Origin of the sequence: Caballeronia sp. dw_19 (assembly GCF_018449515.1) — a bacterium.
In the GTDB taxonomy this organism is placed as follows: Bacteria; Pseudomonadota; Gammaproteobacteria; order Burkholderiales; family Burkholderiaceae; genus Caballeronia.
This window is the reverse complement of the sequence record NZ_JAAVUQ010000029.1, coordinates 19,570-43,268: the sequence shown is the minus strand read 5'-3', so window position 1 is coordinate 43,268 and position 23,699 is coordinate 19,570. Positions and strand designations below refer to the sequence as shown.

The 23,699-nt window shown below is 60.4% G+C and carries 24 protein-coding genes and 1 tRNA gene; 7 read left to right on the top strand and 18 right to left on the bottom strand.

The annotated features are described in order from the left end of the window. Positions 1-91 precede the first annotated feature (91 nt). From tolB to HB376_RS29470, 4 genes are all read left to right on the top strand, one after another. Positions 92-1,384 carry a Tol-Pal system beta propeller repeat protein TolB gene (gene tolB, locus HB376_RS29485; RefSeq protein WP_158936052.1) on the top strand — a complete coding sequence of 431 codons (1,293 nt, stop codon included), beginning with the start codon at positions 92-94 and terminating at the stop codon, positions 1,382-1,384. A gap of 44 nt (positions 1,385-1,428) precedes the next feature. Next, positions 1,429-1,935 (top strand): peptidoglycan-associated lipoprotein Pal, encoded by a 507-nt coding sequence (pal, locus tag HB376_RS29480; protein WP_031361343.1) that lies wholly within the window; start codon positions 1,429-1,431, stop codon positions 1,933-1,935. A gap of 27 nt (positions 1,936-1,962) precedes the next feature. Further along, a complete protein-coding gene (ybgF, locus tag HB376_RS29475) occupies positions 1,963-2,712 on the top strand; it encodes a tol-pal system protein YbgF (protein ID WP_213767215.1) in 750 nt (249 codons plus the stop codon). 161 nt (positions 2,713-2,873) lie between these two features. After that, positions 2,874-2,949: transfer RNA gene (locus HB376_RS29470), tRNA-Lys, on the top strand. Positions 2,950-3,235: 286 nt separating this feature from the next. On the opposite strand, the gene HB376_RS29465 is transcribed toward HB376_RS29470, so the two are convergent. The 12 genes from HB376_RS29465 to HB376_RS29410 form a co-directional block, all read right to left on the bottom strand. Further along, positions 3,236-3,934 carry a nucleotidyl transferase AbiEii/AbiGii toxin family protein gene (locus HB376_RS29465; protein ID WP_213767214.1) on the bottom strand — a complete coding sequence of 233 codons (699 nt, stop codon included), beginning with the start codon at positions 3,932-3,934 and terminating at the stop codon, positions 3,236-3,238. After that, positions 3,931-4,410: a helix-turn-helix transcriptional regulator gene (locus tag HB376_RS29460; protein ID WP_213767213.1), complete on the bottom strand. Its 480-nt coding sequence runs from the start codon at positions 4,408-4,410 to the stop codon at positions 3,931-3,933. Before HB376_RS29460 ends, HB376_RS29465 begins: the two co-directional genes overlap by 4 nt. 133 nt (positions 4,411-4,543) lie before the next feature. Next, positions 4,544-5,671 carry a molybdopterin-synthase adenylyltransferase MoeB gene (moeB, locus tag HB376_RS29455; RefSeq protein WP_213767212.1) on the bottom strand — a complete coding sequence of 376 codons (1,128 nt, stop codon included), beginning with the start codon at positions 5,669-5,671 and terminating at the stop codon, positions 4,544-4,546. 28 nt (positions 5,672-5,699) lie between these two features. After that, positions 5,700-6,926 (bottom strand): acyl-CoA reductase, encoded by a 1,227-nt coding sequence (locus HB376_RS29450; RefSeq protein ID WP_213767211.1) that lies wholly within the window; start codon positions 6,924-6,926, stop codon positions 5,700-5,702. Beyond that, positions 6,923-8,344 (bottom strand): AMP-binding protein, encoded by a 1,422-nt coding sequence (locus HB376_RS29445; RefSeq protein ID WP_213767210.1) that lies wholly within the window; start codon positions 8,342-8,344, stop codon positions 6,923-6,925. Before HB376_RS29445 ends, HB376_RS29450 begins: the two co-directional genes overlap by 4 nt. Further along, positions 8,341-9,096 carry an SDR family oxidoreductase gene (locus tag HB376_RS29440; protein ID WP_213767209.1) on the bottom strand — a complete coding sequence of 252 codons (756 nt, stop codon included), beginning with the start codon at positions 9,094-9,096 and terminating at the stop codon, positions 8,341-8,343. The genes HB376_RS29445 and HB376_RS29440 overlap by 4 nt, the downstream gene beginning before the upstream one ends. 24 nt (positions 9,097-9,120) lie before the next feature. Then, positions 9,121-9,888 (bottom strand): enoyl-ACP reductase FabI, encoded by a 768-nt coding sequence (gene fabI, locus HB376_RS29435; RefSeq protein ID WP_213767208.1) that lies wholly within the window; start codon positions 9,886-9,888, stop codon positions 9,121-9,123. Next, positions 9,885-10,943: an acyl-protein synthetase gene (locus tag HB376_RS29430; protein ID WP_213767207.1), complete on the bottom strand. Its 1,059-nt coding sequence runs from the start codon at positions 10,941-10,943 to the stop codon at positions 9,885-9,887. Before HB376_RS29430 ends, fabI begins: the two co-directional genes overlap by 4 nt. Positions 10,944-10,956: 13 nt before the next feature. Continuing rightward, complete coding sequence (locus HB376_RS29425; RefSeq protein WP_213767206.1) at positions 10,957-11,196, bottom strand: acyl carrier protein; 240 nt, start codon at positions 11,194-11,196, stop codon at positions 10,957-10,959. Between the two features lie 41 nt (positions 11,197-11,237). After that, a complete protein-coding gene (locus tag HB376_RS29420) occupies positions 11,238-11,501 on the bottom strand; it encodes a MoaD/ThiS family protein (protein ID WP_213767205.1) in 264 nt (87 codons plus the stop codon). Between the two features lie 25 nt (positions 11,502-11,526). After that, positions 11,527-14,031, bottom strand: coding sequence for a malate synthase A (aceB, locus tag HB376_RS29415; RefSeq protein WP_213767204.1), 2,505 nt, complete (start codon positions 14,029-14,031; stop codon positions 11,527-11,529). A 262-nt stretch (positions 14,032-14,293) separates the two neighbouring features. Then, on the bottom strand, positions 14,294-15,439 hold the full coding sequence (locus HB376_RS29410; RefSeq protein WP_213767203.1) for a glycosyltransferase: 1,146 nt from the start codon (positions 15,437-15,439) through the stop codon (positions 14,294-14,296). Between the two features lie 222 nt (positions 15,440-15,661). Here HB376_RS29410 and HB376_RS29405 point away from each other — a divergent pair, with 222 nt between their 5' ends. Next, a complete protein-coding gene (locus HB376_RS29405) occupies positions 15,662-16,090 on the top strand; it encodes a DUF3293 domain-containing protein (protein WP_213767202.1) in 429 nt (142 codons plus the stop codon). A gap of 98 nt (positions 16,091-16,188) precedes the next feature. On the opposite strand, the gene HB376_RS29400 is transcribed toward HB376_RS29405, so the two are convergent. The 6 genes from HB376_RS29400 to HB376_RS29380 all read right to left on the bottom strand — a co-directional run bounded on the left by HB376_RS29400 (position 16,189) and on the right by HB376_RS29380 (position 20,283). Continuing rightward, positions 16,189-16,521, bottom strand: a complete 333-nt coding sequence (locus tag HB376_RS29400) for a DUF4148 domain-containing protein (RefSeq protein ID WP_213767201.1) — start codon at positions 16,519-16,521, stop codon at positions 16,189-16,191. Between the two features lie 223 nt (positions 16,522-16,744). Further along, complete coding sequence (locus HB376_RS41285) at positions 16,745-17,065, bottom strand: hypothetical protein (RefSeq protein ID WP_255631630.1); 321 nt, start codon at positions 17,063-17,065, stop codon at positions 16,745-16,747. A gap of 118 nt (positions 17,066-17,183) precedes the next feature. Further along, the gene (locus tag HB376_RS41280) at positions 17,184-17,588 is read right to left on the bottom strand and encodes a hypothetical protein (protein ID WP_255631629.1); all 405 of its coding nucleotides are present in this window, start codon (positions 17,586-17,588) and stop codon (positions 17,184-17,186) included. Positions 17,589-17,627: 39 nt separating this feature from the next. After that, positions 17,628-18,182, bottom strand: a complete 555-nt coding sequence (bamE, locus tag HB376_RS29390) for an outer membrane protein assembly factor BamE (protein ID WP_213767199.1) — start codon at positions 18,180-18,182, stop codon at positions 17,628-17,630. 43 nt (positions 18,183-18,225) lie between these two features. Further along, positions 18,226-19,143: a peptidoglycan DD-metalloendopeptidase family protein gene (locus tag HB376_RS29385; protein WP_213767198.1), complete on the bottom strand. Its 918-nt coding sequence runs from the start codon at positions 19,141-19,143 to the stop codon at positions 18,226-18,228. 480 nt (positions 19,144-19,623) lie between these two features. Next, positions 19,624-20,283 (bottom strand): VTT domain-containing protein, encoded by a 660-nt coding sequence (locus HB376_RS29380; protein WP_213767197.1) that lies wholly within the window; start codon positions 20,281-20,283, stop codon positions 19,624-19,626. Between the two features lie 278 nt (positions 20,284-20,561). Between HB376_RS29380 and mutL the strand changes: the two genes are divergently transcribed. Beyond that, a complete protein-coding gene (gene mutL, locus HB376_RS29375) occupies positions 20,562-22,574 on the top strand; it encodes a DNA mismatch repair endonuclease MutL (protein WP_213767196.1) in 2,013 nt (670 codons plus the stop codon). After that, positions 22,571-23,509 (top strand): tRNA (adenosine(37)-N6)-dimethylallyltransferase MiaA, encoded by a 939-nt coding sequence (gene miaA, locus HB376_RS29370; protein WP_213767195.1) that lies wholly within the window; start codon positions 22,571-22,573, stop codon positions 23,507-23,509. The genes mutL and miaA overlap by 4 nt, the downstream gene beginning before the upstream one ends. Positions 23,510-23,699: the final 190 nt, after the last annotated feature.

Genomic DNA, 23,699 nt, shown 5'->3' with positions numbered 1-23,699 from the left:
CAATAAGCCCTGATGGGAACGAATTGTGCATTCGGTGGTCTGTTGTGCAGCCGCCGGTAGTTTAAAAATCGCTTTTTCTGGAATCAGATACATGAGTTTGATGACGAAGCTTGGCCTGAAAACGCTTGTTGCATCCTGCCTGATCGCCGCGGGTACCGCTGCCCACGCGCAGTTGAATGTGCTCGTGACAGGCGTGGGTTCTACCCAATTTCCTATTGCCACCGCCACGTTTGCCAACGAAGCGAATTCGCCGCAGCAGATTAGCGCGATCGTCCGTCAGGATCTCGCGCGCAGCGGCAAGTTTACGAATATCGATGCGGGCGCCACGCCAGTGTCGGAAACGGATTCCGTCGATCTTGGCAGCTGGAAAGCGAAAGGCGCGGACGCGTTTGTCTCCGGCAGCGTGAATCGCCTGCCGAACGGCCAGTACGAAGTGCGCTTCCGCCTCTACGACACAGTCAAGCAGCAAAGCCTGGGCGGCCTGTCGCTCGTCAGCCCGGAAAGCGGTCTGCGGATGAGCGCGCACAAGGTCGCGGACTATATCTACGCAAAATTGCTGGGCGATCGTGGCGTTTTCGCGACGCGCCTCTCGTACGTGATCAAGACCGGCGGCCGCTATCAGTTGCAGATTTCGGACTCCGATGGTCAGGACGCGCGCATTGCGCTGTCCAGCCCCGAGCCGATCATCTCGCCGGCGTGGTCGCCTGACGGCACCAAGGTCGCGTACGTGTCGTTCGAAAAGAAAAAACCTGTTGTTTATATCCACGACCTGCCGACAGGCAAGCGTGTGATCGTATCGAATCAGAAAGGCAATAACAGTGCACCGGCGTGGTCGCCGGACGGCCGCAAGCTTGCGGTCGCCCTGTCGACTACCGGCAACACGCAGATTTTCCAGGTGAACGCGGACGGTAGCGGTTTGCGTCGCCTGACACTCGGCAGCTCGATTGACACCGAGCCGGCTTACTCTCCCGATGGCAATACGATTTATTTCACGAGCGACCGCGGCGGCCAGCCTCAGATCTACAAGATGTCGGCGAATGGCGAAAGCGCCGGCCAGGCACAGCGCGTCACATTCACGGGTAACTACAATACAAGCCCGCGAGTGAGCCCGGACGGCAAGCAGATTGCGTACATTTCGCGTGTTGGCGGCGGCTTCAAGTTGTATTTGCTGGACCTCGCGTCCGGCACGGCGACTGGCCTGACCGACACCACGAATGACGAATCGCCCAGTTTTGCGGCGAATGGTCAGTACATCCTCTACGCCACCCAGGTGAGCGGGCGTGGCGTGTTGGCGGCTGTGTCGACCGATGGTCGTACGCGGCAAGTCTTGTCGCTTCAGGGGGGCAGCGTACGCGAGCCGTCCTGGGGTCCGTTCATGCAATAAACCTCACGCAATAACTTAAGCAGCAACACACAAGGAGAGTAACCATGATGTCTAAAATTCGTATCGGCTTTGCAGTGGCGATGGTCGGTGCATTGGCCGCATGTCATTCAGGCGTGAAGCTTGATGAAGGTGCAAACAAAGGCGCGATCGGCACGCAACCCGACGCGAACGCAGTTCAACAGGTCAATGTCGATCCGCTGAACGATCCGAACAGCCCGCTGGCCAAGCGCAGCATTTACTTCGACTTCGACAGCTACGCTGTTCGTGACGACTATCAGCCGCTGCTGCAACAACACGCGCAGTATCTGAAGAGCCATCCGGACCGTCACGTGCTGATCCAGGGCAACACCGACGAACGCGGCACGAGCGAGTACAACCTGGCGCTGGGCCAGAAGCGTGCTGAAGCTGTGCGTCGCGCGATGTCGCTGCTGGGCGTGGCCGATTCGCAGATGGAAGCCGTGAGCCTGGGTAAGGAAAAGCCGCAGGCAACCGGGCATGACGAGTCGTCGTGGGCGCAGAATCGCCGCGCTGACCTCGCTTATCAACAGTAACGTAACCAGTCACGGGTGAGTCGCCGTATGTTGTATCGCTTCCCCTCGCTGCGCGCGGTCGCAGTCGCTTGTTTGTTAGGTTCGGCCGTGGTCGGCGGGTCAGCGCACGCGGCGTTGTTCGACGACAATGAAGCGCGTAAAGCCGTGCTCGATTTGCGCACGAAAACGGACAGTCTGGCTAGCCAGCTGTCCGCCGCTCAGCGCACGATCCTCGATCAATCGAATCGTCTCGACCAGTTGAATCAGCAGGTCGCTACGCTTCGAGGCCAGAACGAGGACCTGGCCAACCAATTGACGACGCTGCAAAAGCAGCAAAAGGACTACTACGCCGACCTCGATGGCCGGTTGAAGAAGTTCGAACCGCAGCAGCAGACGGTGGATGGCGTGCAAGGGACGGTGCAGCCCGGCGAGACTGAGTCGTTCAACGCGGCGTCGACACAGTTCCGTAATGGCGACTTCAAGAACGCTGCTGCGTCGTTCAAGACGTTTGTCGCCAAGTATCCGGACAGTCCGTACCAGCCCACCGCGCAATATTGGCTGGGCAATGCGCTGTATGCTCTGCGTGATTACAAGGGATCCACCGCGACCTGGCAAAATCTGGTGACGAAATATCCAACGCATCCGCGAGCGCCCGACGCGCTGCTCGCAATCGCGAACAACCAGATCGAACAAGGTCAGAAAGCCGCTGCGAAAAAGACGCTGGATCAGGTCATCTCGCAGTACGGCGGAACGGAAGCCGCGCAGTCGGCTGAAACCAAGATGTCGCAGGTGAAGTAAGCGAAGCTGGTCTTCGCGCCTCTCGTTGAAAAAGCCCGTAGCGTGGTTGCTGCGGGCTTTTTCTTTGGGTTTTTCTTCATTCCGCCTTCGTTCCACGATGCGGAGCATTTTTACGCTCCGTTGACAACTTGTAGTCCATGTGACTATAATTTCGGCTCTTTGGGTCGTTAGCTCAGCTGGTAGAGCAGCGGACTTTTAATCCGTTGGTCACAGGTTCGAATCCCGTACGGCCTACCAAAGACATGAAGGGCTCAGCGCAAGCTGAGCCCTTTTCTCGTTGGAGAAGCTAAACGAAGGTTCGGGATTTCGTCCGGGCTACAGCTACTTGGATTCGCTTCCGCCGTCCGACTCTTTTGGGTGTCACTCCCACACGCACGGCGCACTCGTTGCATCAGGTTTCGTGGCCAGCAAACCGTTTGCTGTTGTAACGCAATGAGCAAGTCAGGCGGCGCCGTCAGTGCTATCAGTGACGATCGCCGGCCCTTTTTTACGGCTCTCAGCGCAAGAAAACGATCAATCAAGGTCAGCGCAATCGCGGTTTGTGCAGCGGCTCCCTCTCGGGAATCTCTCGCAAAAATTCAGTCGCGAGAGTAACGGCGTGATCGAAGGTGGGCGTGTAGTCCAAGGTCTGAATGTCCGAAAACCCCTGACGGATGAATACGTCACGCGAAGCTAACTGTTCAAGAAAAGTATCTCGGTAGCGGATCAGGAATTCGCCGGCCACCAGCAATGCAGCAGGGTCACGCTCAATCACAAGGCTGAGATCGAAGAGATCACGCGCGGTCGCACGATCACCTCGGTGCCACATTTTCTTCGCCACGATTTCAGCCGCCGTCTCCACTTTTACCGGGCGATCGAGCAGCGTCCATTGATCGTATCCAGGGTCGGTCAGATTCGGAGAAACAACGAAGTCAATCTCGCCTTCAGGCAGAAGCAGCTTCACGAATTGCGCGTGCTCCTCATACTCTGTCGTGATATCCGAGGCGACATCGCTGATGCGTGGATTAACGAAACCCAGATACTGCGGATCGGGGACAAAAATATCGATGTCCTTGCTGAGCCGATGGCCGTATCGCAACATAAGTACAGTGCCGCCACCGAACGTCCAGAAGGGATCGGATCGTCCATGTTCAGCGATTTCATCGATAAGCGTAAGCGCGTGGCCAAGCAGACTCTGCCACGGCCCGTCCGGTAGCGAATGAGGCGAATGAGCTGTCGTCATTCCCACACCCGCCTGTAAAGATGCAGGTCTTTCGACCACGTCGCGAGGTTTTTCCAGATCTTCTTGGGCGCGACGCCCGATGATCGGGCCGCTTCCTCAACGGCTTTGACAACAACGGGCACAGGCACTTCATCAAGAATGGCGGAGACCTGCGACTCGTAGCCAGCGGGTATCTTTCCCGTCGCGAGCGCGCGAGCGAGCTGGGCTTCCGTCAACTTTCCCTTGTAGCTCACGTTGGCGCTCACGGATGCCTTGAACAGCCCCCTCTGCTCGGGCCTCGGATTGGCCGTCAGTTCGATCCCGAGTACGCTGAGAAGCGGAATAAGTTTGTTGATCCCCAGGTCCTTCACCTTGCCGGTCTCAAGCTGGTTGACCGTGAACCGGGAGAGCCCGCTAAGCTTCGCAAGTTGCGCCTGCGTCAGGTCGAGTTCCGCCCGCCGTTTCGCGACTGACTGACCAATCTCGTAGAGTTGCATGATTACCCCTGCGGCGGAACGGAAAAACGTGACACCTCGTATGTAAAGTATATCCTACATATTTATGGAAATATTTCCGGCGCCGCGACAGGTTGATCTACCCGTCCCATGGCCTACCAGCCGGCGAACGACTTCACCCCACCCCGCAAGCCGCCGGCAAATCCACGTAATCACCGGCCTTCACGCCATCGCCGCAACGCGGACACCCGGGGTCTCGCAGCAACCGCAATCGATTAAATCGCATTCCCAGCGCATCGAACTGAAGCAAGGTACCGGACAGCGGCTCACCAATACCCAAAATCAGCTTGATCGCCTCGGTCGCCTGCAACAACCCGATCACCCCCGGCAGCACGCCGAGCACACCCGCTTCGGCGCAGTTAGGCGCAAATTCAGGTGGCGGCGGTTCCGGAAACAGGCATCGATAACAACTCCCGCCCTCTCGCGCCGGCCAGAACACGCTGACCTGACCATCGAAACCTTGCACCGCGCCGTAGATCATCGGCAGGCCAAGACGCACGCAGGCATCGTTGGCCAGATAGCGCGTTGAAAAGTTGTCGGAGCCGTCAATCACCACATCGTGACCGCTCAGCAACGCCTCGACATTCCCCGCCAGCAGCCGCGTGCGCTGCGGTTCGACGACCACATGAGGATTGAGCGCCGCCAAGGTCCTGCAACCGGATTCGACCTTGGGCATACCGATGTCGGCATCGCGATGCAGCACCTGGCGCTGCAGATTGCTGCGATCGACGAGATCATCATCAATCAGCGTGATATGGCCGATCCCGGCTGCGGCCAGGTACAGCGCCACAGGCGAACCCAGCCCACCCGCGCCGATCAGCGCCACCCGCGCGGCGGCAAGCTTGCGTTGACCGTCCAGTCCAACTTCGGAAAGCCGCAAGTGGCGCGAATATCGTTCGAGAAAATCGGCATCGGCGGTGGGTTCGGTCATCGGCAAGCCGACTGCTTTCCAGCGTGTAGTGCCGCCGGCAACCGAGAAAAGGTGCGTGTAACCCCGCAATTGAAGCAGCCGCGCGCACTGCATCGAGCGTCTGCCCACCGCGCAGATCAGCCCGATCTCCGCCGTGAGGTCCGGCAACCAGTCGCCTGGCTCCGCTTCTAGGCGCGACTTGCTGACACCCATCGCACCCTCCGCCATGCCGGCCGCGCGCTCTCCATCTTCACGAACGTCCACCAGTAATGCGCCCGATTGCCGGCGTTCGTAAGCCTGCTCCGGGGATAGTTCGATAATCGCCTCATTCATGATCGTGCTCCTTATGAGCGAATCGGCATCAACTCACGGTGACAAGGCGGGTGAATTCCCGCAGGAGGTCGTAGCCGTCCCAGACCGTGGAGAATTCGAGCGCACGCCCCATCGGCACGATGCGATCGATGCCTCGTCCGCCTGCTCGCTGCGCAAACAAAACCATCTCGTCGGCCGTGAAGCCGAAATACGTCAGCGTCTGATCTTGCCGTAGCAATAGAGGCAAAAGCGCGTCGAGCGCGTCCAGCCGCAGATAAGGAAACGTACCCGTGCCAAGCCAGCGACGCGGCAAGCGAACCGGCGACGCGAGCCGCACCATAGCGATCTCGTTGCCGATAAAGCGAACGTCATCGGCTATTCCCTCTGCAGCCAGACCATAGGTTGATACCTGTTTCTGGATCGCCATCGCCGCATCCGCGCGCGGCCCGCGAGCCTCCACCGTTCGCGTTAACAAGGCCGTGAACACGACTTGCGCGTCCGCCACATCCTCAGCCGTGCCAATCCAGAAAATCGTTCCAGGCGAAGCGCATGCAGCCTGACCAAATAAGTAGGCATCCGAATGAAATGCTTCGGCCACCCGCTTGCGCTCCGTTGTATCGGTCGAGAGAAAAGCCCTAGCGCAGATCACCGCAAAGGAAGATCGGTTGGGAAAGGTGAGATCCCGCGCCGATGGCCGCAGCGGCGCGCGACGAATGTCGTCGATAGCTCGATCGCCGCCCCACAACACACGCAAGTCACAAGCGGCGGACAGAACCGACGTCGCAGCCTCGTCGCGATGGTCGTAGCTCACGATCCGCTGCGTCCGCGCAACCACGGAATCGGCTGTCTCCAGACCTTGCGCCAACGCGGCGAGCACGGCCTCGGTGGCCTCTCCGCCACGATCGGATACCCGCACCACGTTGCGGTTTCCAGCCAGCGCGGACAATGCCCAGGAGTAGACGAACACCGTATCGGCATTACCTGGCGCGATGTGAAAGACCAGTCCCTGGGGGAAACGCAGCGTGCAATTCTCGGTATAGAGCCGAGCCAGCTCCGAGCCCAGATGTCCACGACGAAGGTAAGCGCCGAGTGGCCCCAGTTCCGGATGGCGCCGGGCCAGCGCGGGTACACGCAGGCGCTGGCCGACGCCATCGAGGAAATCGAGCATACGTTCATCGCCGACCTGAAGGGCCGGGGCCGACGCTGACTCATTCAACGACTCAAGCAACGCCGATGCTTCAAGCGACGGACCCGACGGGAACAGCGGCCGGATCATGTCGGCGCCTTGTCTTCAATCGCCGCACGAATCAGCGACCGGTAATCGATCTTGCCGTTACGCAGCAGCGGCAATTTGTCGATAGTGCGTGCGAGAACACCATGACGGTTCACGCCCAATCGTTCGGCGACACTCCGCGAGATGCGTTCCAGCCGCGCCGGTTCGGCCTCACCTTCGCACCACAGCACGATGGCTTCGTCGTTGCGCGAGACGGCGACAGTCGCGCCTTCAGCGCCGGCTTCGGCGGCCATGAGTTCAACAGCATCGAGATTGATTCGCTGTCCAAACAGCTTGGCGATCCGCTTGAGACGGCCTTCGAGATAGAGATAACCCTCCTGGTCGAAGCGGCCGATGTCACCCGTGTACAGCACGCCGCCATGACCGTCGCCGCTGGCGAGATCGACTGCCGTATCGGCGTAACCCATCATGACGCTGGGCCCCCGGAAGATGACTTCGCCAGGGACGTCCGGTCGACACGTCTCCTCACCGGATTCAACACTAATCGATAACTCTGCGTCGGGCACGGCCAAGCCGACCGAAGCGCACTTCTCAAGAATGCGGTGCGCGGGCAGAACCGCCATCCGGGCCGTTGCTTCGGTTTGCCCGTACATGAGAAAGAAGCGGCCTCCCGACCGGCCGATGTCATCGGCTAATTGTGCAATCAGTTCAGGCCGCATGCGGCTGCCGGACTGAGTCATCGTGCGCAGGCTGGGATGCGCCAATGGCGTCCACCGCAAGCGCGCAAGTAATTCATACGTATGCGACACCGCCGCGAAGGAGGTGGCGCCATAAGTATCGACGCACGCCCAGAAGTCCGCGCCGATAACCGGATGCGTGTTCACCACAACGGTCGCGCCAGCCATAAGGTGGCTGTTCAGCACCGACAAGCCGTAGCCCAGGTAGAACGGCAAGCTGGTCGGCGCGATGTCAGCGTCGGTGATGTCAAGCGCACGCACGATTGCTTGCGCGTTGGCGAGTACGCCTTCACGTGAAAGGCGCACCATGCGCGCGGCGCCTGTCGAGCCGGAGGTGGTCAGCAGCAAGGCCAGATCGCGATGGACGACGGCCCCGTCCGTCTGCCTGATCCAGCCATGATCGGCACGCCGATAACCCGCAGGCGCAGGCGCTTCGATCCCAGGCTGCCACAGACCCGCCGGTTCGAATCGCGCGATCAACTCGGTGAGTGTGTCGAGTTCAATTCCCGGGTCAAGCAACGCAAGCGCCCGGCCCTGACGAAACGCGGCGAGATAGCGGCACACGGTATCGACGGTCCATGGCGATGGCAACAAGAGCAACCCTGCCGGCATCGTGTGCAGTTCGTTTTCCATCGTCTGAATCCGCGCTGCGAGCTCGCTGCCTCTCAAGCTCAAATTGCGAGCCGCATCGATCAGGCAAGCATGGGCGCCGAATGTGTTCATAAGGTCAGGCCTCCGTCGACACCGAGCACTTGTCCGGTGATAAAAGACGCTTCGTCGCTGAGCAGGAAGCGGATCGTCGCCGCCACCTCAGTCGCTGTGCCAAGCCTGCGCAACGCGGTCTGCGCGCGACGTGCGGCGATGACATCGGTGGGGAGATTCGCCAGCAGATCGGTATCGATCAAACCGGGCGCCACCGCATTCACCCGAATACCGAGCGGTCCCAGTTCTTTCGCCGCCGAGCGCGCCATTGCGGCAATGCCGGCCTTGGTTGCCGCATAGACTGCCTGGCCCGCGGCGCCGCGCTCGCCGGCTATCGATGCAAGCAACACAATGGCGCCGTGACGACGCCGCATCATCACTTTCGCCGTGACCTGCAACACTTCGATCGCGCCCAGCAGATTGACGTCGAGCAGATGGCGCGCGACCGATTCCTGCGTCATGCCCAGCGGCGTGCTCTGCATCACGCCCGCACTGAGCACCAGCGCGTCGATAGCGCCATGCTCGGCGGCAATCGACTTGATGGTCGCGCCAATGGACGCGTAGTCGCTCAGATCCAGCGCCCGGCCAGTCGCATTAACGCCGTATTCGGCGGCAAGTTGCTTTGCCTCGCGTTCGGCTTTCCCCTGATCCGTGCCGGTTAATATCACGGTCGCTCCCGCTGCGGCCAGCAAGCGCGCGCTCGCCTGTCCGATGCCACGCGTGCCGCCGATCACCACGGCAATACGATTGCTGAAACTACGCGCCGTATTCATCGATACCCCCAGAAGCGCGCCATGTCAGACGCCGACCGTGTGAAAGCCGCCATCGGCATGCACGATTTCGCCGGTGGTGACAGGAAACCAGTCCGATAGCAACGCCACGCAGGTGCGAGCGACGCCGTTGGCGTCGGCGGGATTCCAGCCGAGTGGCGCTCGGGCTTTCCAGGCCGCGGCGATATCGCCGAAACTCGGCTCGCCGTGAGAGGCGGCAGTGCGCAAAGGACCGGCCGCGACGAGATTGACGCGTATCCCGCGTGCGCCGAGATCACGGGCGAGGTAACGCGCGCTCGACTCCAGGCCGGCTTTGGCCACGCCCATCCAGTCGTAGCCGGGCCATGTGACGGAGGCATCGAAATCCAGGCCAACGATCGAGCCGCCTGCGTCCATCAACGGCAGCACCGCGACGGCGAGTGCCTGTAGCGAATAGGTCGAGACCTGCAAGGTCGTCGATACATCTGCCCAGGCCGTAGCCAGGAAATCCCCGCCGATAGCCCCACGCGGCGCAAAGGCGATCGAGTGCAGGACGCCATCCAGCCGCGGCAAGTGAACCCGCACACGCTCGGCCAGCGTGGCAAGTTGCTCGCTTTGGGTGACATCGAGTTCGACAACCGGCGGGGGTCGCGGCAACCGCCTTGCAGCATCCTCGACCATATGCAGCCGGCCGTGGCCGGTGAGCACAATCTCCGCGCCCTGTTCTTGCGCCAGCTTCGCCACCGCGAAGGCGATCGACGCATGGTTGATGACGCCGGTGATAAGCAGCCTCCGGCCTTCGAGCAGGCCGCTCATGGCCGCGCCCCGTTGGCGGTTTCGGGCAACGTGTCCGCGCATCCGCGAGGTTCGGCGCGCGCGAGCCGACCGAGCACGGAGAAGCGTTTGCCCGGCCACTCGCCATCGTCGATGCCATGCACCACGCCCCGGTCTTCAGTGAGCAGCACGTGACCCGGATGCGCGCGCGGGACGGCGCTCAACACTTCGATAACGCCTTCCGTGCCAATGGGAGCCTCCTCCCAGGTCTCAGGATCGCGGATGATGACATCGGCGAAATCCGGGCAATACAGACCATCGCCGGATGCTGATTCGATGTGGATCGTGCCGCCCTGCTCGACCATCCCGTAGAAGTTGTGGCATCGATGAAGGCCGGTCGCAGCGAGAAAGCCAGCGCGAAATTCCTGCGGCGATACGGCTTGATCGGCGAGCTTTTTCCAGCCGCCGGTGTGCAGCAGGATCGCGTGGGCCAGGTCGAATCCGTGTGATCGCGCGAAGGCGTAAAACCGTGTCCAGACCAGCGATGTGAAGCCGAAGATCAGGAACGTTGCATGGCCGTGGCGTTGCAGGAAATTCGCGACGGTGGTGGCATCGATACCTTGCTCGTCATCCAGCGCAAAGACGTGTTCCCGCCCGACATTCATCACGCCCAGCACTGTGGCGCCACGGATCGACGAGCGTTCCCCACGTACCGCCGAGGGCGAATCGATAATGAGCAACGGCAGACGCCGCGGACCCGTCACCGTCGCCAGCGTCGCGGTGAGCAGATGTCGCTGGCGCTCGGCGGCGTCCCGGTCTAGCGCAATCCGGCTGACGTTCGTGCTGGTCGTACCGGACGACGTCAGCACGGTCACCTGTTCGCGGCCGGTGCTGATCAGCGCGTGCTCCTTGAACAGGCGCACGGGCAGCCACGGCAGTTCGCGAGTTTGCGCATAACGGCGACCGGACGAATGACCGATGGCATCGAGCACGCGGGCGTACGCGGGACAAGCACGCCGATGATGCTCGATCAGCTCGACCATCTGCGGTAGCAGCACGGTCTCCCGCACGCTCTGGTTTATCGGCAAGCCGGTCATGACGATTGCCGGATCAATCCCGCACCCCAAGCTCACGGAGCAACTGCGAAGCGCCGCTGAAGGTGTCCATCTTCAACGCCCGCTCGGTGTCGATCTCAACCTTGAATTCATCTTCAATGGATGAGATCAGCAACACCGCGCCGAGCGAATCCCAGCCCGGCGTCTCCTGATAACGCAGCGCCGAATCGGGCAGCGTCCTGTCCAGTTCCAGCACCGTATCGAATACCGATCGTAGTCGGGTGTCGAGGGACATTGCATGTTCTCCTTCGGATAGCCGTCGCTGCGGCAGACTGCTCAACCGCCGGAGATGGCGGTCATGATCTCGACCAGATCACCCGATGCAAGCGGCCGGGTCAGATCGCTGCGAATCACTTCATTGTTGATCGCCAGACGCATCGTTCGTTTCAGCGTCATCTCGCCATTCATCAGTAATCCTTTCAGTTCCGGGAATTCTGAAAATAGCGCTTGAAGGGCCTCGTCGAGCGTGTTTTGTTCATAAACAATCTGCCGCCGATAACCCACGTACCGCAGCAACGATCCAGAGAACAGGAACGTCATGGTCAATCCCTTTTTAGCTTGACTGTCACGCCGACCGGAACACTTCGACCGCGTCGCCGGCGTCGGCCCCGGATGCGGTCAGCAACCGATGGACGAAATGAATGTCGGCGCCTACGCGATAAGCCGTGGTCAGGATCTCGCCTCGGTCGAAGAGCATGAAAGGCCTGCGCAAACCGATGCTCAGGCGCTCTATACGCTGGGCCAGACCCGCGAGCAGTTCCGGATGTTTATCGACGAGGAGGAGCACCATGGCCTCGCGACTATCGCCTATGAAATCGCACACGTGCTCGGAATACCATTGGTCCGCTACCTCGCAAGCATGGCGATGCACCACGAATTCGTGCCGGTGTTCAGCAATGGGCTCGGCATTCGCCGGCACTCGCGCGGCACCGCGATTGAGCAGCACGGGCCGCTCGTCGATATCGTCGGGACAGTCGAGCAACAGCTTCGCCAGATCATCGGGCACGCGTCCCGGCGCTGCCGCAAGTGTTTCTATCGACTCGATGCGAACGCACACCTCTTGCATGACTACGCGAGCGATCGGTACGCCCTGTTCATTCGCGAGCAGCACGTCCACGTCCTGAAGGGTATGAAAGCGTTTCGGGTTCCACGTCCTGACCCGCGTAGTGACACTGAGCGACTCGCAATCGAAGAACGTCGACGGTTTTACATAGGCAATCTCGAGACCGATGGGAACAAAGCCGGTGGCATGATCGCGGATCAGCGCCGCATGCGAGACGGCATGCTCGATCAGCCACGCCGACCACCCCATGAACCCGAAGGAAAACGCAACGCGTGGCTTGAGTTGCAAATGCGTGAACATGCCGCTGCTGCAGGTGAGCGCCAAGGTGCTTTCCCGGACCGACGCCGATGCCGCGCTCCATCCATACCCGGTCGCGGCCGAGTCATGTTCGGATGACCGGTTCAATCGGGCGTACCCGGGCAGCGTCAGGAACTCGGGGAAGTCCTCCCGCATGGCGACTTCTTCGAACAAAGCCCTGGCTCGTTCTATCTCGCGGTCGGTCAGGGTTTCAGTCGATTCCGCGCGATATGTATCGATCTCCTCCGTGACCATTGCGCGAACCAGTTCGCGCGTCACCTGACGCCCATCCCGCAGACGCGTGCCGTGGCGCAGCCATTGCCAGACCTGCGACCGGGCAATCTCGACGGTCGCCGCGCCTTCCATGAGACCGAACAGCCTGACCGATCCATGACCGCGCAACCATGCCTCCAGATATCGGATAGACACCGCGATGTTGGATCGCAAGCCATGCTCGGTGACCGAGCCGTCCAGGCGATCGGCCGCCATCAGGTCCGCGGCCGTTGTCTTGACCTCGACCTCGCCGTGCGAGCGGCCGATCTGATGCGGGCGCCCGCACAGTACGTGCTCGAAGGCGGCGTGACAGACCGGAACCAGATCCGGGTGAACGACCCAGGTGCCGTCGAAACCCTCGATTGCCTCGCGCTCCTTGTCGCGGCGCACGACTTCGACCGCGCGGCGTTGCGCCTCGGGATCGTGTCGATCCGGAATCTGCGTGGCGACACCACCCAACGCATGCGTGCCACGCCGATGACACGTGCGGACCAGAAGCTCGGTGTAAGCGCGCATGAACGGCAGCCCCATCGTCAATTCCGCGCGGTCGGGCAAGACAAAATCCCGTCGATTCCTGAATTCCTTCGCAATACTGAACAGATAATCCCACCGGCCAGCGGTTAGCCCAGCGGCGTGAGGACCGAGAGCATGCAGGATCTCGTCCATTTCGTACGCCGCGCCAATGTGCTCGATAAGCACGGTCGCGCGAATGCTGCCACGGGGAACACCAATCCAGTCCTGCGCAAATTCGAATACATCGTTCCACAGCTTTGCTTCGAGGTGGTTTTCAAGCTTCGGCAAGTAGAAGTAAGGCCCGCTTCCGCGCTCGAGTTGCCTGCGTGCGCAATGAAAGAAGTACAGGCCGAAATCGACCAGGCTGGCCGATGCAGCGTGTCCATCAACCGTCACATGCTGCTCGGGCAAATGCCAGCCGCGCGGCCTGACCACGATCGCCGTCGTGCCGCCTTCGAGCCTGTATTGCTTGCCCCGAGGGTCACGGTAGGTGATGTCGCCCATGACCGCTTCTTTCAGGTTTCGCTGACTCGCCATGGCGTTGTGCCAGGTGGGCGACATCGCATCTTCCAGGTCGGCCACCCATACTTGCGCATGAGCATTGAGCGCATTGATGACAATCTTCCGGTTCTCCGCCGGACCGGCAATCTCCACACGCCTATCGATCAAATCTTGGGGAGGGGCGGTAACGCGCCAATCCGGATCATTGCGGATGCCGGCTGTGCTGGATAAGAATTCGAAGTTACCGCCGTTCAGGCGATGGCCCGAGCATTCTTTACGGTAGTGGAGAAGGTGCTGGCGCGGCTGCGCAAATTCGCGATCCAGCGCCGCGATAAACTCCGTGGCGTCAACGGACCACACATCCGGAAATAGATCCGCCGCATCGCTTTCGATGGCGCAGCTCGCGCGAGTTGTCTTGGCCAACCTGAACTCCACAAAGTGTTTGTGTGTTCCCGGCCGGCTGGCTCAGCGTGCGGCGGTTGGGTTTCACTATCGACGCTATAGCGGAATTGTTCAACCGCGAAAAGGAAACGTCACGTTGCCGATTTCCGCACAATGCGCGGGCTCGGGTTTCATTGACGGGCTTGGCTTATTTGTCCAATAAAAAAACAGGCTGCGTGTCGTGAGACAAGCAACCTGTTTCCGTATGTGCCGCTGAACCTGTGAAGCCCACGCGCCCGCTCCGCTAAGCGCGCACAAGTGGCTCGACTCGTTCGTCCGACACCGCGTTCTGCAACATTTGATGAGTCAGCATGACGTGTTGCCGGGCGAAACCGCGCGTCGTCAAATCCTTCGACACCAACTCCTGCTGCGCGCGACGAATTCGCTTCGTCGTGCCTTCAGGGTCGGCGCCTAATGCAGCGACAGTCTCGCGCAAGCTTTGTGCATCGTGGACCGGTACGTATGAGACGGCGTCATCGGAGAAATAGTCGGACAGACCGCCTATGCCCGTTGCAACGACCGCCTTGCCAGCCGTCACCGCTTCGAGCAAAACTGTAATGCCTGATGCATGGTGATTGGGATGAAGCGGTACGACGATTACATCGGCCCATTCATAGAGTGCACGTTGCTCAACCAACCCCGACACCGGCGCGACAACAACGTTATCCGCCCGATCAGAACGCGTGACTTTGCGCTGGGTCGCCAGCCTCGCGTTGAAGCGCGGATCGTTTTCAAACGCGGCCATGAAGGTCTGCCAATCGCGGTCGCGATCGTTACCAATGGCCGCCACGCGCAACGGTTCGTGAGGACGCCACTCGGACACTGGCCGCAAAGGGAAATCGTCGGTACTGACACCATAGAGCACCACCGTTGCTTCGTGATTCCAGAATTTTTTCGTGAGCGCTGCGTTGTCGTGAGTCAGGGTCGTCAGCAAGGTCGCCTGGCTTAGCAGCCTCTTGAAGATCACGCGCTTGAACACGCTAAGCGATTCCCATATGTCGAGCAGCCACACACTTTGTGCAAGCAGAAGCGGCTTACGCGGACCACGTTTGAGCATCAGCAATAACGCCACCGATAGATACTCGCGCTCCGTATGCGTCCAGATCACGTCCGCTTCAAGCAGCGCTGCGCGATTGCGAAATGTATGAACGAGATCGCAACCGAGAAGCGCTTTCAAGCCGCGTCGAATAGTGCGGAGAGCACGTCCTTCGGGATGATCGTGGGAATACGAAAGGGTCATCGATTCCGACTCGGCGTGGTGATAACCGTACAGGCACCCAACGTTCTCGTCTTTGCGATACCGGCTTGGATCAACGCCATAGTAAAGATGAACATGAACGCTGGTCGGCCTGCCCTTCATGTCCTCGTTTGCCAGGATAGGTGAATCCATATGCCCCTCGATAATGGCGCCTGTGCGAGCGCTTTATATGCTAAAAAAAGCATCGTACAGGTGCTGGGCGGCGCGGTGAACACCGCGAGTCAGGACATTCACGCTGAGCGAGAGGTAGCTAACACAACGGCCTTTATCACATTGATACCGTGTGTTCGGCAACGCGCACAATAGAGGGCGAAACTCTGATATGTCTGGCGTTTTTATCGCAAGGAGATTGCTTTGCAGTTCAATTCGACTATCGATCCGGACACGCTCCGGGCTTACGATGAAACTCATTATCGCGTCCTGGGCAATGCTCCCACGACGCTGCGCATAGGCCGCGCCAATCCTGATCTCGCCAAACTTCACCGGGCCTTTGGCGTTGACTGCAGCGCGTTTATCACCGCGGCGAATCCATTCAGCGAGATGACCAATGCCACGGCCAACACTCTGCGGCAAGCCGCGCTTGCAGAAGAACTTAGCCGCATGAACTTACGCTTTATCGAAGGGACAGGCGAGCATCCGTCAGGCACATGGCCGGGTGAACCGAGCTTCCTGGTTCTCGGCCTTATCCTTAGTGATGCAAAACAACTCGGTGTGAAACATGACCAAAATGCAATTGTATGGTGCGGCGCGGACACTGTGCCTCAACTGATCCTGCTCCGATAATTCGTTCAAGCAGCTAACGCTAACCGCTTAAGCCCATGCAATCACGACAGGACGACTCGCGACTCGATCTAACCATGAACGAGTCGTCCGTGCTGTCATCAAGAACCCGCATAGATGTTGCAGAAGCTGTACGGCCCGACACAAGCCTCATGACTCGGGCTGCCGATATTCGCGACACGCGAGGAACTGGCACTCGAACCGGCTGCCACGCCGCCATAGGCCGACGTGCCCTGCCTGGCTTGCGCAACCTGATTCGTATAGATGCGAGCTACATCGGGATACGACGTGTTACTGACAAATTGTGACCCGTCTTGCTGCGCTTCAACGAGTTGTTGGCGGACTTCGGCGCGGGTCAGGCCTTGAGCCTGGGCAAATGCGCTTGACGATGCGAGGACAGCGGCGGACATCACGAACAGGGCAATCTTTTTCATTTTCGACTCCAGAGTGTTTAACGGGTTGGTACTAGGGCGAACCCATTTTTTTCCCCTCTATTCCCGATAAGTCGAAAATAATTTGCGCGGGTGCGTGGTAAGGATTTTGGAAGCACCTATTTGATGAGCCAATCGGCAAGCACATGAACGGCGTTGTCATGGCGGATCGAGCGCGTCGGCCAGTGTTGCCCGCGTGTCGATGGTGCTGTTTGCGCACGTGACGTCACCGCGCGGCCAGCGAATGCTGGAGGAGGTTTTGGAAGTACAGCGTTGCGCAGAAGAAGAACTCGCCGCGCTGGCGGCCACGCGCCGGACGACGGAACAACTCGGGCGGCTGATGGAGCTGGTGACGCAGATGGGCAGCGTCCTCGATCAACACGGCGCCTATACGGAACTCGATGTGGAGTTTCACGATGTGATCGGTGAAGCGGCTAATGATCGATTGCTGCGGACAATGCTGGATCCCGTGCGTGAAGTGATCCGCGACGGATACGTCCTGACCGAAGAGTTGCCGGGGGCGCCGGAACGCTCCTGGAAAGGCCATCAGAAGATTCTGCGGGCAATCGAGAAACAGGATGCGAAAGCGGCGCGCGCCGCTTTCGTTGGATGCCGGGTATTAGGCGCAACTTTTTATACAAGAGAAAAAGCGTTTCCACCTGGCCTTACTTTCGAGACGCTATCGCCATGTCGTACACGCCTCGACGCATGCACTCCGCACACCAGCATCGCGTGGCAACCTCCGCTTGCGCCTCCCAGCTATGCCCGAACGAGCATTCCCATCGCAAAGGCGTGGTGGCATCGACGTAACTCGCCGACAACAGTCTCCCGCCCCGCTCCTCGGCAAGGGCCTTCAGCCGCTCGGTGTGCTGTTCGCGGCGCTGCGTCGCACAGTTCATGCAACGCACGTTCTGCGCGGCGCTCAGGCCGTCGTCCCACGCGTGCCCGCGGCCGCATTGCCAGCCCGCGTCAGCCGTTTCGAACGTTAACGCCCGGTCGTCGCGATGACGCGCCGCCAGCGCCATCAATGTCTCGCGCCCAAGCGCGTGTTTTGATTTTTGGTGATCCATGAGTATGGGTACCGATATTAAAACGCCCCGCCGCGCAACTCAATGCTGGCCGCCGCCTGATGCTTCCGATCGCGATGTGGTCGTCACTATGCCATCGGGGCCGAAATGCGCGTTGAACATGGCGTCTCGGGTCACGCCGCCCTCCTCCCAATGCCAGCTCCACACGCGCTCTTTTTTGAGCGGATATTCGGCGATGGTAGTCGGCTTGCCCAGCAAGCGGCGCACTTCGTCCTGCGTCATGCCCGGCCGTACCTTGGCGATGTTCTCCGCGGTCAGCACTTGCGTGACCGAGACAAATTTGCCGTTTGCATCGATATCGACGAAATAGGTATTCGTGCCCGCCGGACCACGCGGATATTCGAGGCGCTTCGAGCCGTCGGTGTAGGTTCGCGCCGTTTCCGGCTCGCCCATCTGGTCGCGAATCTGCGCCTCGGTCGTCACGCCCGGCGTCAGGTCCTTCAATAGCAACGTGTCGGGTTTGACGGCGTTGAAAAACGCCTTGAGCTTGTTCATGGCATCCGCGTTTTGCTGGTCGTTGCAGCCGGCGAGCAGCACAGCGGACACGCACGTGGCAGCGAGCAAAAGCCTTTTCATACGAGCCAGGCTCCCGTCGCACGTGCGCTGCGCACCGTGTTCATCATCCGGCCTTCTTCAGTGACGGCACCGGATCCACGGCCTGTCCCGACTTGCGAAGCTCGAAGTGAAGCAACGGCTTGTTGCTCGGCCCGGTTCCCATTTCCGCGATGGTCGCGCCCTGGCGGACGGTGTCGCCTTCCTTCACCAGCAGCTTGCCGTTGTGCGCGTACGCGGTCAGGAAGTCGTTGCCGTGCTTGACGATGATCATCTGCCCGTAAGCGCGCAGACCGCTGCCCGCATACACGACCCTGCCCGCAGCCGCCGCTTTCACCGGTTCGCCGAGCTTGCCGCCAATATCGATACCCTTGCTGCCGCCTTCGCCGAACTTCGTGATCACGTCGCCTTGTGCCGGCCACGTGAGCCACGCGCCCTTCGAATTGATCGCAGGCGTGCTGGTGTCGGCCGGGGCGCTGTTATTGCTCGCCGTCGCGGCCGGTGCGCCGATGATCGGCGGCCCCGCCTTCGACGCCGACGATGCAGCCTGTTTGCTCCAGTCGTCACCGTTGGCGGCCGTTCCAGTGCTGCCTGGCGGCGCCACGCGCAACAACTGGTCGATGTTGACCTGCTTGCTTTCAGGCAGGTTGTTCCACTTGATGAGATCGGACGGACGCTGCTTTTGCGCGCGCGCGATGCCATAGAGCGTATCGCCCGGTTTCACCCGATAAAACCCCGGCCCGGCATCCGCCTGCACCGGCGGCGCAATGGCGACCGGCCCGGCGGACCCGGTGCCCGGCGGCGTCGCGGGGATCAGTGCTGGCGAGCTCGTGCCGCCCGTCGACTGTTCGACGATAGGCGCGGGCGTCAGCGCCGTCGAGCAACCGGCGATCGAGACAGCTACGCCAATAGAAACGAGCGCACCGAGCACTCCCCCGCGGCCGTTGACGGCCCATCCTGAATTACCTGAACGCGATACCGCCATGCTTGCCGTTTTCCCTGACTTCCTGTTATCGATATTTCCGGGCTGCGTCCAGGCGCTCAGAACCGCATGCCGGCGCCACATCCGCCGAAAGCCCCGCCGTTCGTTGCACTGCCGCCGCAACCAAAAATCCCGCAGCCGGCGAGTAGCGCCGTTACACCCAGCACCGCCACCGCCAGCCTGAGACGGCGCCAGTTACACGCCGCTCCCGCTTCACTTCTTGTTCGTTCCAACATCAGCTATAAGACCTCGCCAACCTTCGCCAGCATAAAACATTTAACGTTTGTTCACGAAACGCCGGAATCGTTCGTCTCGATATTCGAACCACCGAGCCGACAATTCGGCATTCTAACCTTTTACGTTTTGGCGGCGAAGACGCCAGCGGACCGAGTAGCCTGCCTGTGATATGCGCGCTTTCAAAGTGCCGGCCCGGCGACTTCGAAAGCGCTTGTCGAACTAATCAATCGAGCCAATCAATCCGGCTCAATTACCTGCTTTGCGCCGCATGACTTTCCACACTGCGCCCAGCGCGATCGGCACGATCGCCGCGCACACGCCGACCAGCGCGATCACGTTCAGATACTGGCGAATAAACGGGATATTGCCGAAGAAATAACCCAGCAACACGAGCAGCAATACCCAGATCAGCGCGCCGAGTATGTTGAACAACTGAAACCGCGAGGCTTTCATCGCCGATGCGCCTGCCACAAAGGGCGCAAACGTCCGTACGATCGGCACGAAGCGCGCGAGCACGATGGTTTTGCCGCCGTGCCTTTCGTAGAAACCTTGCGTCTTGCGAAGCGCTTCGCGGTCGAGGAAACGTTCGAGCACGGGAATGTGGGTATCGAATACCTTGGGGCCGATCGCGCGGCCAATCCAGTAATTCACCGTATTCCCGAGGATGGCCGCAATCAGCAGCAGGACGATCAGCGCGCCCAGATCCATTGACCCGCTCGCCGCGAACGCGCCGCCGATGAACAGCAGCGAGTCGCCCGGCAGGAACGGAAACACCACGAGCCCCGTTTCGCAGAAAACGATCAGGAACAGCACCGCGTACACCCAGCCGCCGTAATGCTGGATGAAAAAACCGAGCGATTTGTCGATGTGGAGAATAAGACTCAGGAATGACAGCAGCGTATCCAAAAGGGGGCCTCGACCAGGATGAAATGAGCGGGAAACCAGCAACGGCCACGCGCATGCGCGGGCATATTGTTGCGATAAAAACAGTCGCGCCATGATACCGAACTCGACGCTGGAAAATTCGCGAAGCGCGTGTTCATCGGCGGGTTTTAACGCTAATCGGCCCGTTTTCGCGGCTCTGGAGCACGTAGAACAGTACGCCAGTCGGGACGGGCAAACGCGTAGTGGCAGACTGAACGGCGGCGAAATCGTTCACGGGCGCGAAGCTTTATAATTTCGGCATGCCCGATCTCATCGATTCATCCGACACGATTTCCAACGCCTCCGCCGCCGCCGGGCGCTTGCCGCGCGCCATTCAGCCGTTGCCCGACCAGTTGATCAGCCAGATCGCGGCGGGTGAAGTGGTCGAACGGCCGGCTTCCGTGGTGAAGGAGCTGCTCGAAAACGCGCTGGACGCCGGCGCGTCGAGCTTGCGGATCACGCTCGACGAAGGCGGCGTGAAGCGGATCATGATCGTCGACGATGGCTGCGGCATCCCGCCCGCCGAACTCTCTTTGGCGTTGTTGCGCCACGCCACCAGCAAGATCCGCTCGCTTGCCGAGCTGGAAGCCGTGGCGTCGCTGGGGTTTCGCGGTGAAGCGCTGGCGTCGATTGCGTCGGTGGCGGAGCTTTTCATCACCAGCCGGACGGCGGCGTGCGCGCATGCCACGCGGATCGACGCCCAGACTGGCGCGATCTCGCCGGCGGCCGGGACTATCGGCACGACGATGGAAGTGCGCGAGCTGTACTTCAACACGCCCGCACGCCGCAAGTTCCTGAAAAGCGAGCAGACCGAACTCGGGCATTGCCTGGAAGTGATCCGGCGCGTGGCGCTGGCGAGGCCGGACATCGCGATATCGGTGATTCATAACGGCAAAGCCGTCGAGCACTGGAACGCGTCGGACCCTTCCACACGCGTGGCCAAAATACTCGGCGAGGTATTCGCCACCGCGCATCTGCCGCTCGACGAACGCGCCGGACCGCTGGCCGTGTATGGCTGCGCCGGCTTGCCGACCGCGAGCCGCGGCCGCGCCGACCAGCAATACTTTTTCGTCAACGGGCGCTTCGTGCGCGACAAGCTGCTGACGCACGCCGTGCGCGCCGCGTACGAGGACGTGCTGCACGGCAACCGATATCCATCGTATGTGCTGTTCCTCGATCTGCCGCCGGAATCGGTGGATGTGAACGTGCATCCGTCGAAGATCGAAGTGCGTTTCCGCGATTCGCGCTCGATCCATCAGTACGTGTTCCATGCCGTGCAGCGTGCGTTGGCGCGTCACGCGGGGGCATCGCCGGAAACAACGGCCGGTGGTCACGCCGCGCAATTGGAGCCGACGGGAATCGCTTCGTTCAGCGCCCGGCCTTACGCGGGCGTGGGTGTGGCGGGTATGGGTACGGGCTCACTGAACGATTCCACGCTGGGTTCGGGGCAGAAAAACGACAACGCCACGAACTGGCTGCGGCAATCGAGGATGACGCAGGGCAATCTGCCGGTCGCTCAGCCGCTGGCGCTGTACGACGCGTTGTTCGGTCGCCGCGATGTAAACGCCGGCACGCCGCAGGGCTCGACGCTTGCCGAGGGCGTGAATTCCTCCGAGGCTTACTCGCCGAACCAGCCCAGCGCACCGCTCTACGCCGCGATGCCGGGTGCGCCGGATATAGGGGCCGTTGAGCAGCCATTGGGCTTCGCGCTGGGCCAGATTCACGGCATCTATGTACTGGCGCAAAACGCGCAGGGTTTGATCATCGTCGACATGCATGCGGCCCACGAGCGCATCCTTTACGAGCAGTTCAAGAACTCGCTGGCTGACCGGGCAATCGCGGTGCAGCCGTTGCTGATTCCGGTGACGATGACCGTCGATGCCGTGGAAATGGGCGTGGTCGAGGAAGAGCGTGAAGTGCTGGACGCGTTGGGATTCGATCTGGCGATTCTGTCGCCGGGCTCGATTGCGATTCGCGCGGTTCCTGCCCTGCTGAAAGATGCCGATTTGCAGTCTTTGGCGCGTGCGGTGATTTCGGATTTGCAGGCTTACGGCGGCTCGCGGGTATTGACCGAGCGTCAGCATGAATTGCTGGGCACGCTCGCGTGCCATCACGCGGTGCGGGCGAATCGCCGGCTGACGCTGGACGAGATGAATGGGCTGTTGCGCCAGATGGAAGCCACCGAGCGCGGCGACCAGTGCAACCACGGCCGTCCGACCTGGTTCCAGTTGACGCTCGGCGATCTCGACCGACTTTTCATGCGCGGCCAATGAGCGCGCGGCGGGTTGCGTGTTTATTGGGGCCGACGGCATCGGGAAAGACGGCGGCGGCGCTGGCGTTCGCGCAACGACGGCCGGTGGAAATCATCAGCGTGGATTCGGCGCTGGTTTATCGCGGCATGGATATAGGCACGGCGAAACCTAGTCACGAAGAACGCGCACTGGCGCCGCATCATTTAATCGATATCATCGATCCGACCGAATCGTATTCGGCCGCTCAATTCCGGAATGACGCTTTGAAGCTGGTGGCCGACATTGAAGGTCGCGGCCGAATCCCGTTATTGGTCGGTGGAACGATGTTGTATTACATGGCCCTGACGCGCGGATTGAATGAGTTGCCGGAGGCGAATCCGGAAATGCGCACGGCGCTTGATGAAGAAGCTGCACGAGATGGCTGGCCTACTTTGCACGCGCGACTAATGGCTATCGATCCGGAAACCGCAGCACGACTCGCGCCAAATGATTCGCAGCGAATCCAGCGCGCACTGGAAGTGTTCATGCTGACCGGCAGACCTCTATCTGCCATATTGAAAGATCCGAAAAAGAGCCAGGATGGCGAACCGGAGTTTGTGCCGATTGCGCTAGAACCATCCGATAGAAGCGTGCTGCATAAGCGGATCGAGAAGCGGTTTGATTTGATGCTTGAAGCTGGATTGCTGGAGGAAGTGGAACGGCTACGGGCGCGCGGGGATTTATCGCCGGCGATGCCATCGATGCGATGCGTGGGGTATCGGCAGGCTTGGGAATATCTGGATCGGGAAATCGACTATAAGACCATGCGCGATAAAGGCGTTTTCGCGACGCGTCAGTTGTGTAAAAGGCAGTTGACGTGGTTGAGGGGGATCAAGGAGCGGCGAGTGGTAGATTGCGCCCGCGACGATGCGATGGAAATGACAGTGGAGGCAATTGAGCGGGTGGTTCGTATTTAGTGTGTGGTAAGCGAAGCCGAGGTGGGGCGATACTAGTCGACGAACTTCGTGTGACTCGTATCGGCCACGAGCGGACACTCGGCCTCGGCACATAGATCGCCGACAACAAACGTTAGATAACCAATCGCATCATGGACCAGGTGGTATATGAGCTTAGCCTCTAAAGTGTTTGGCGCAAACAATGAATTCT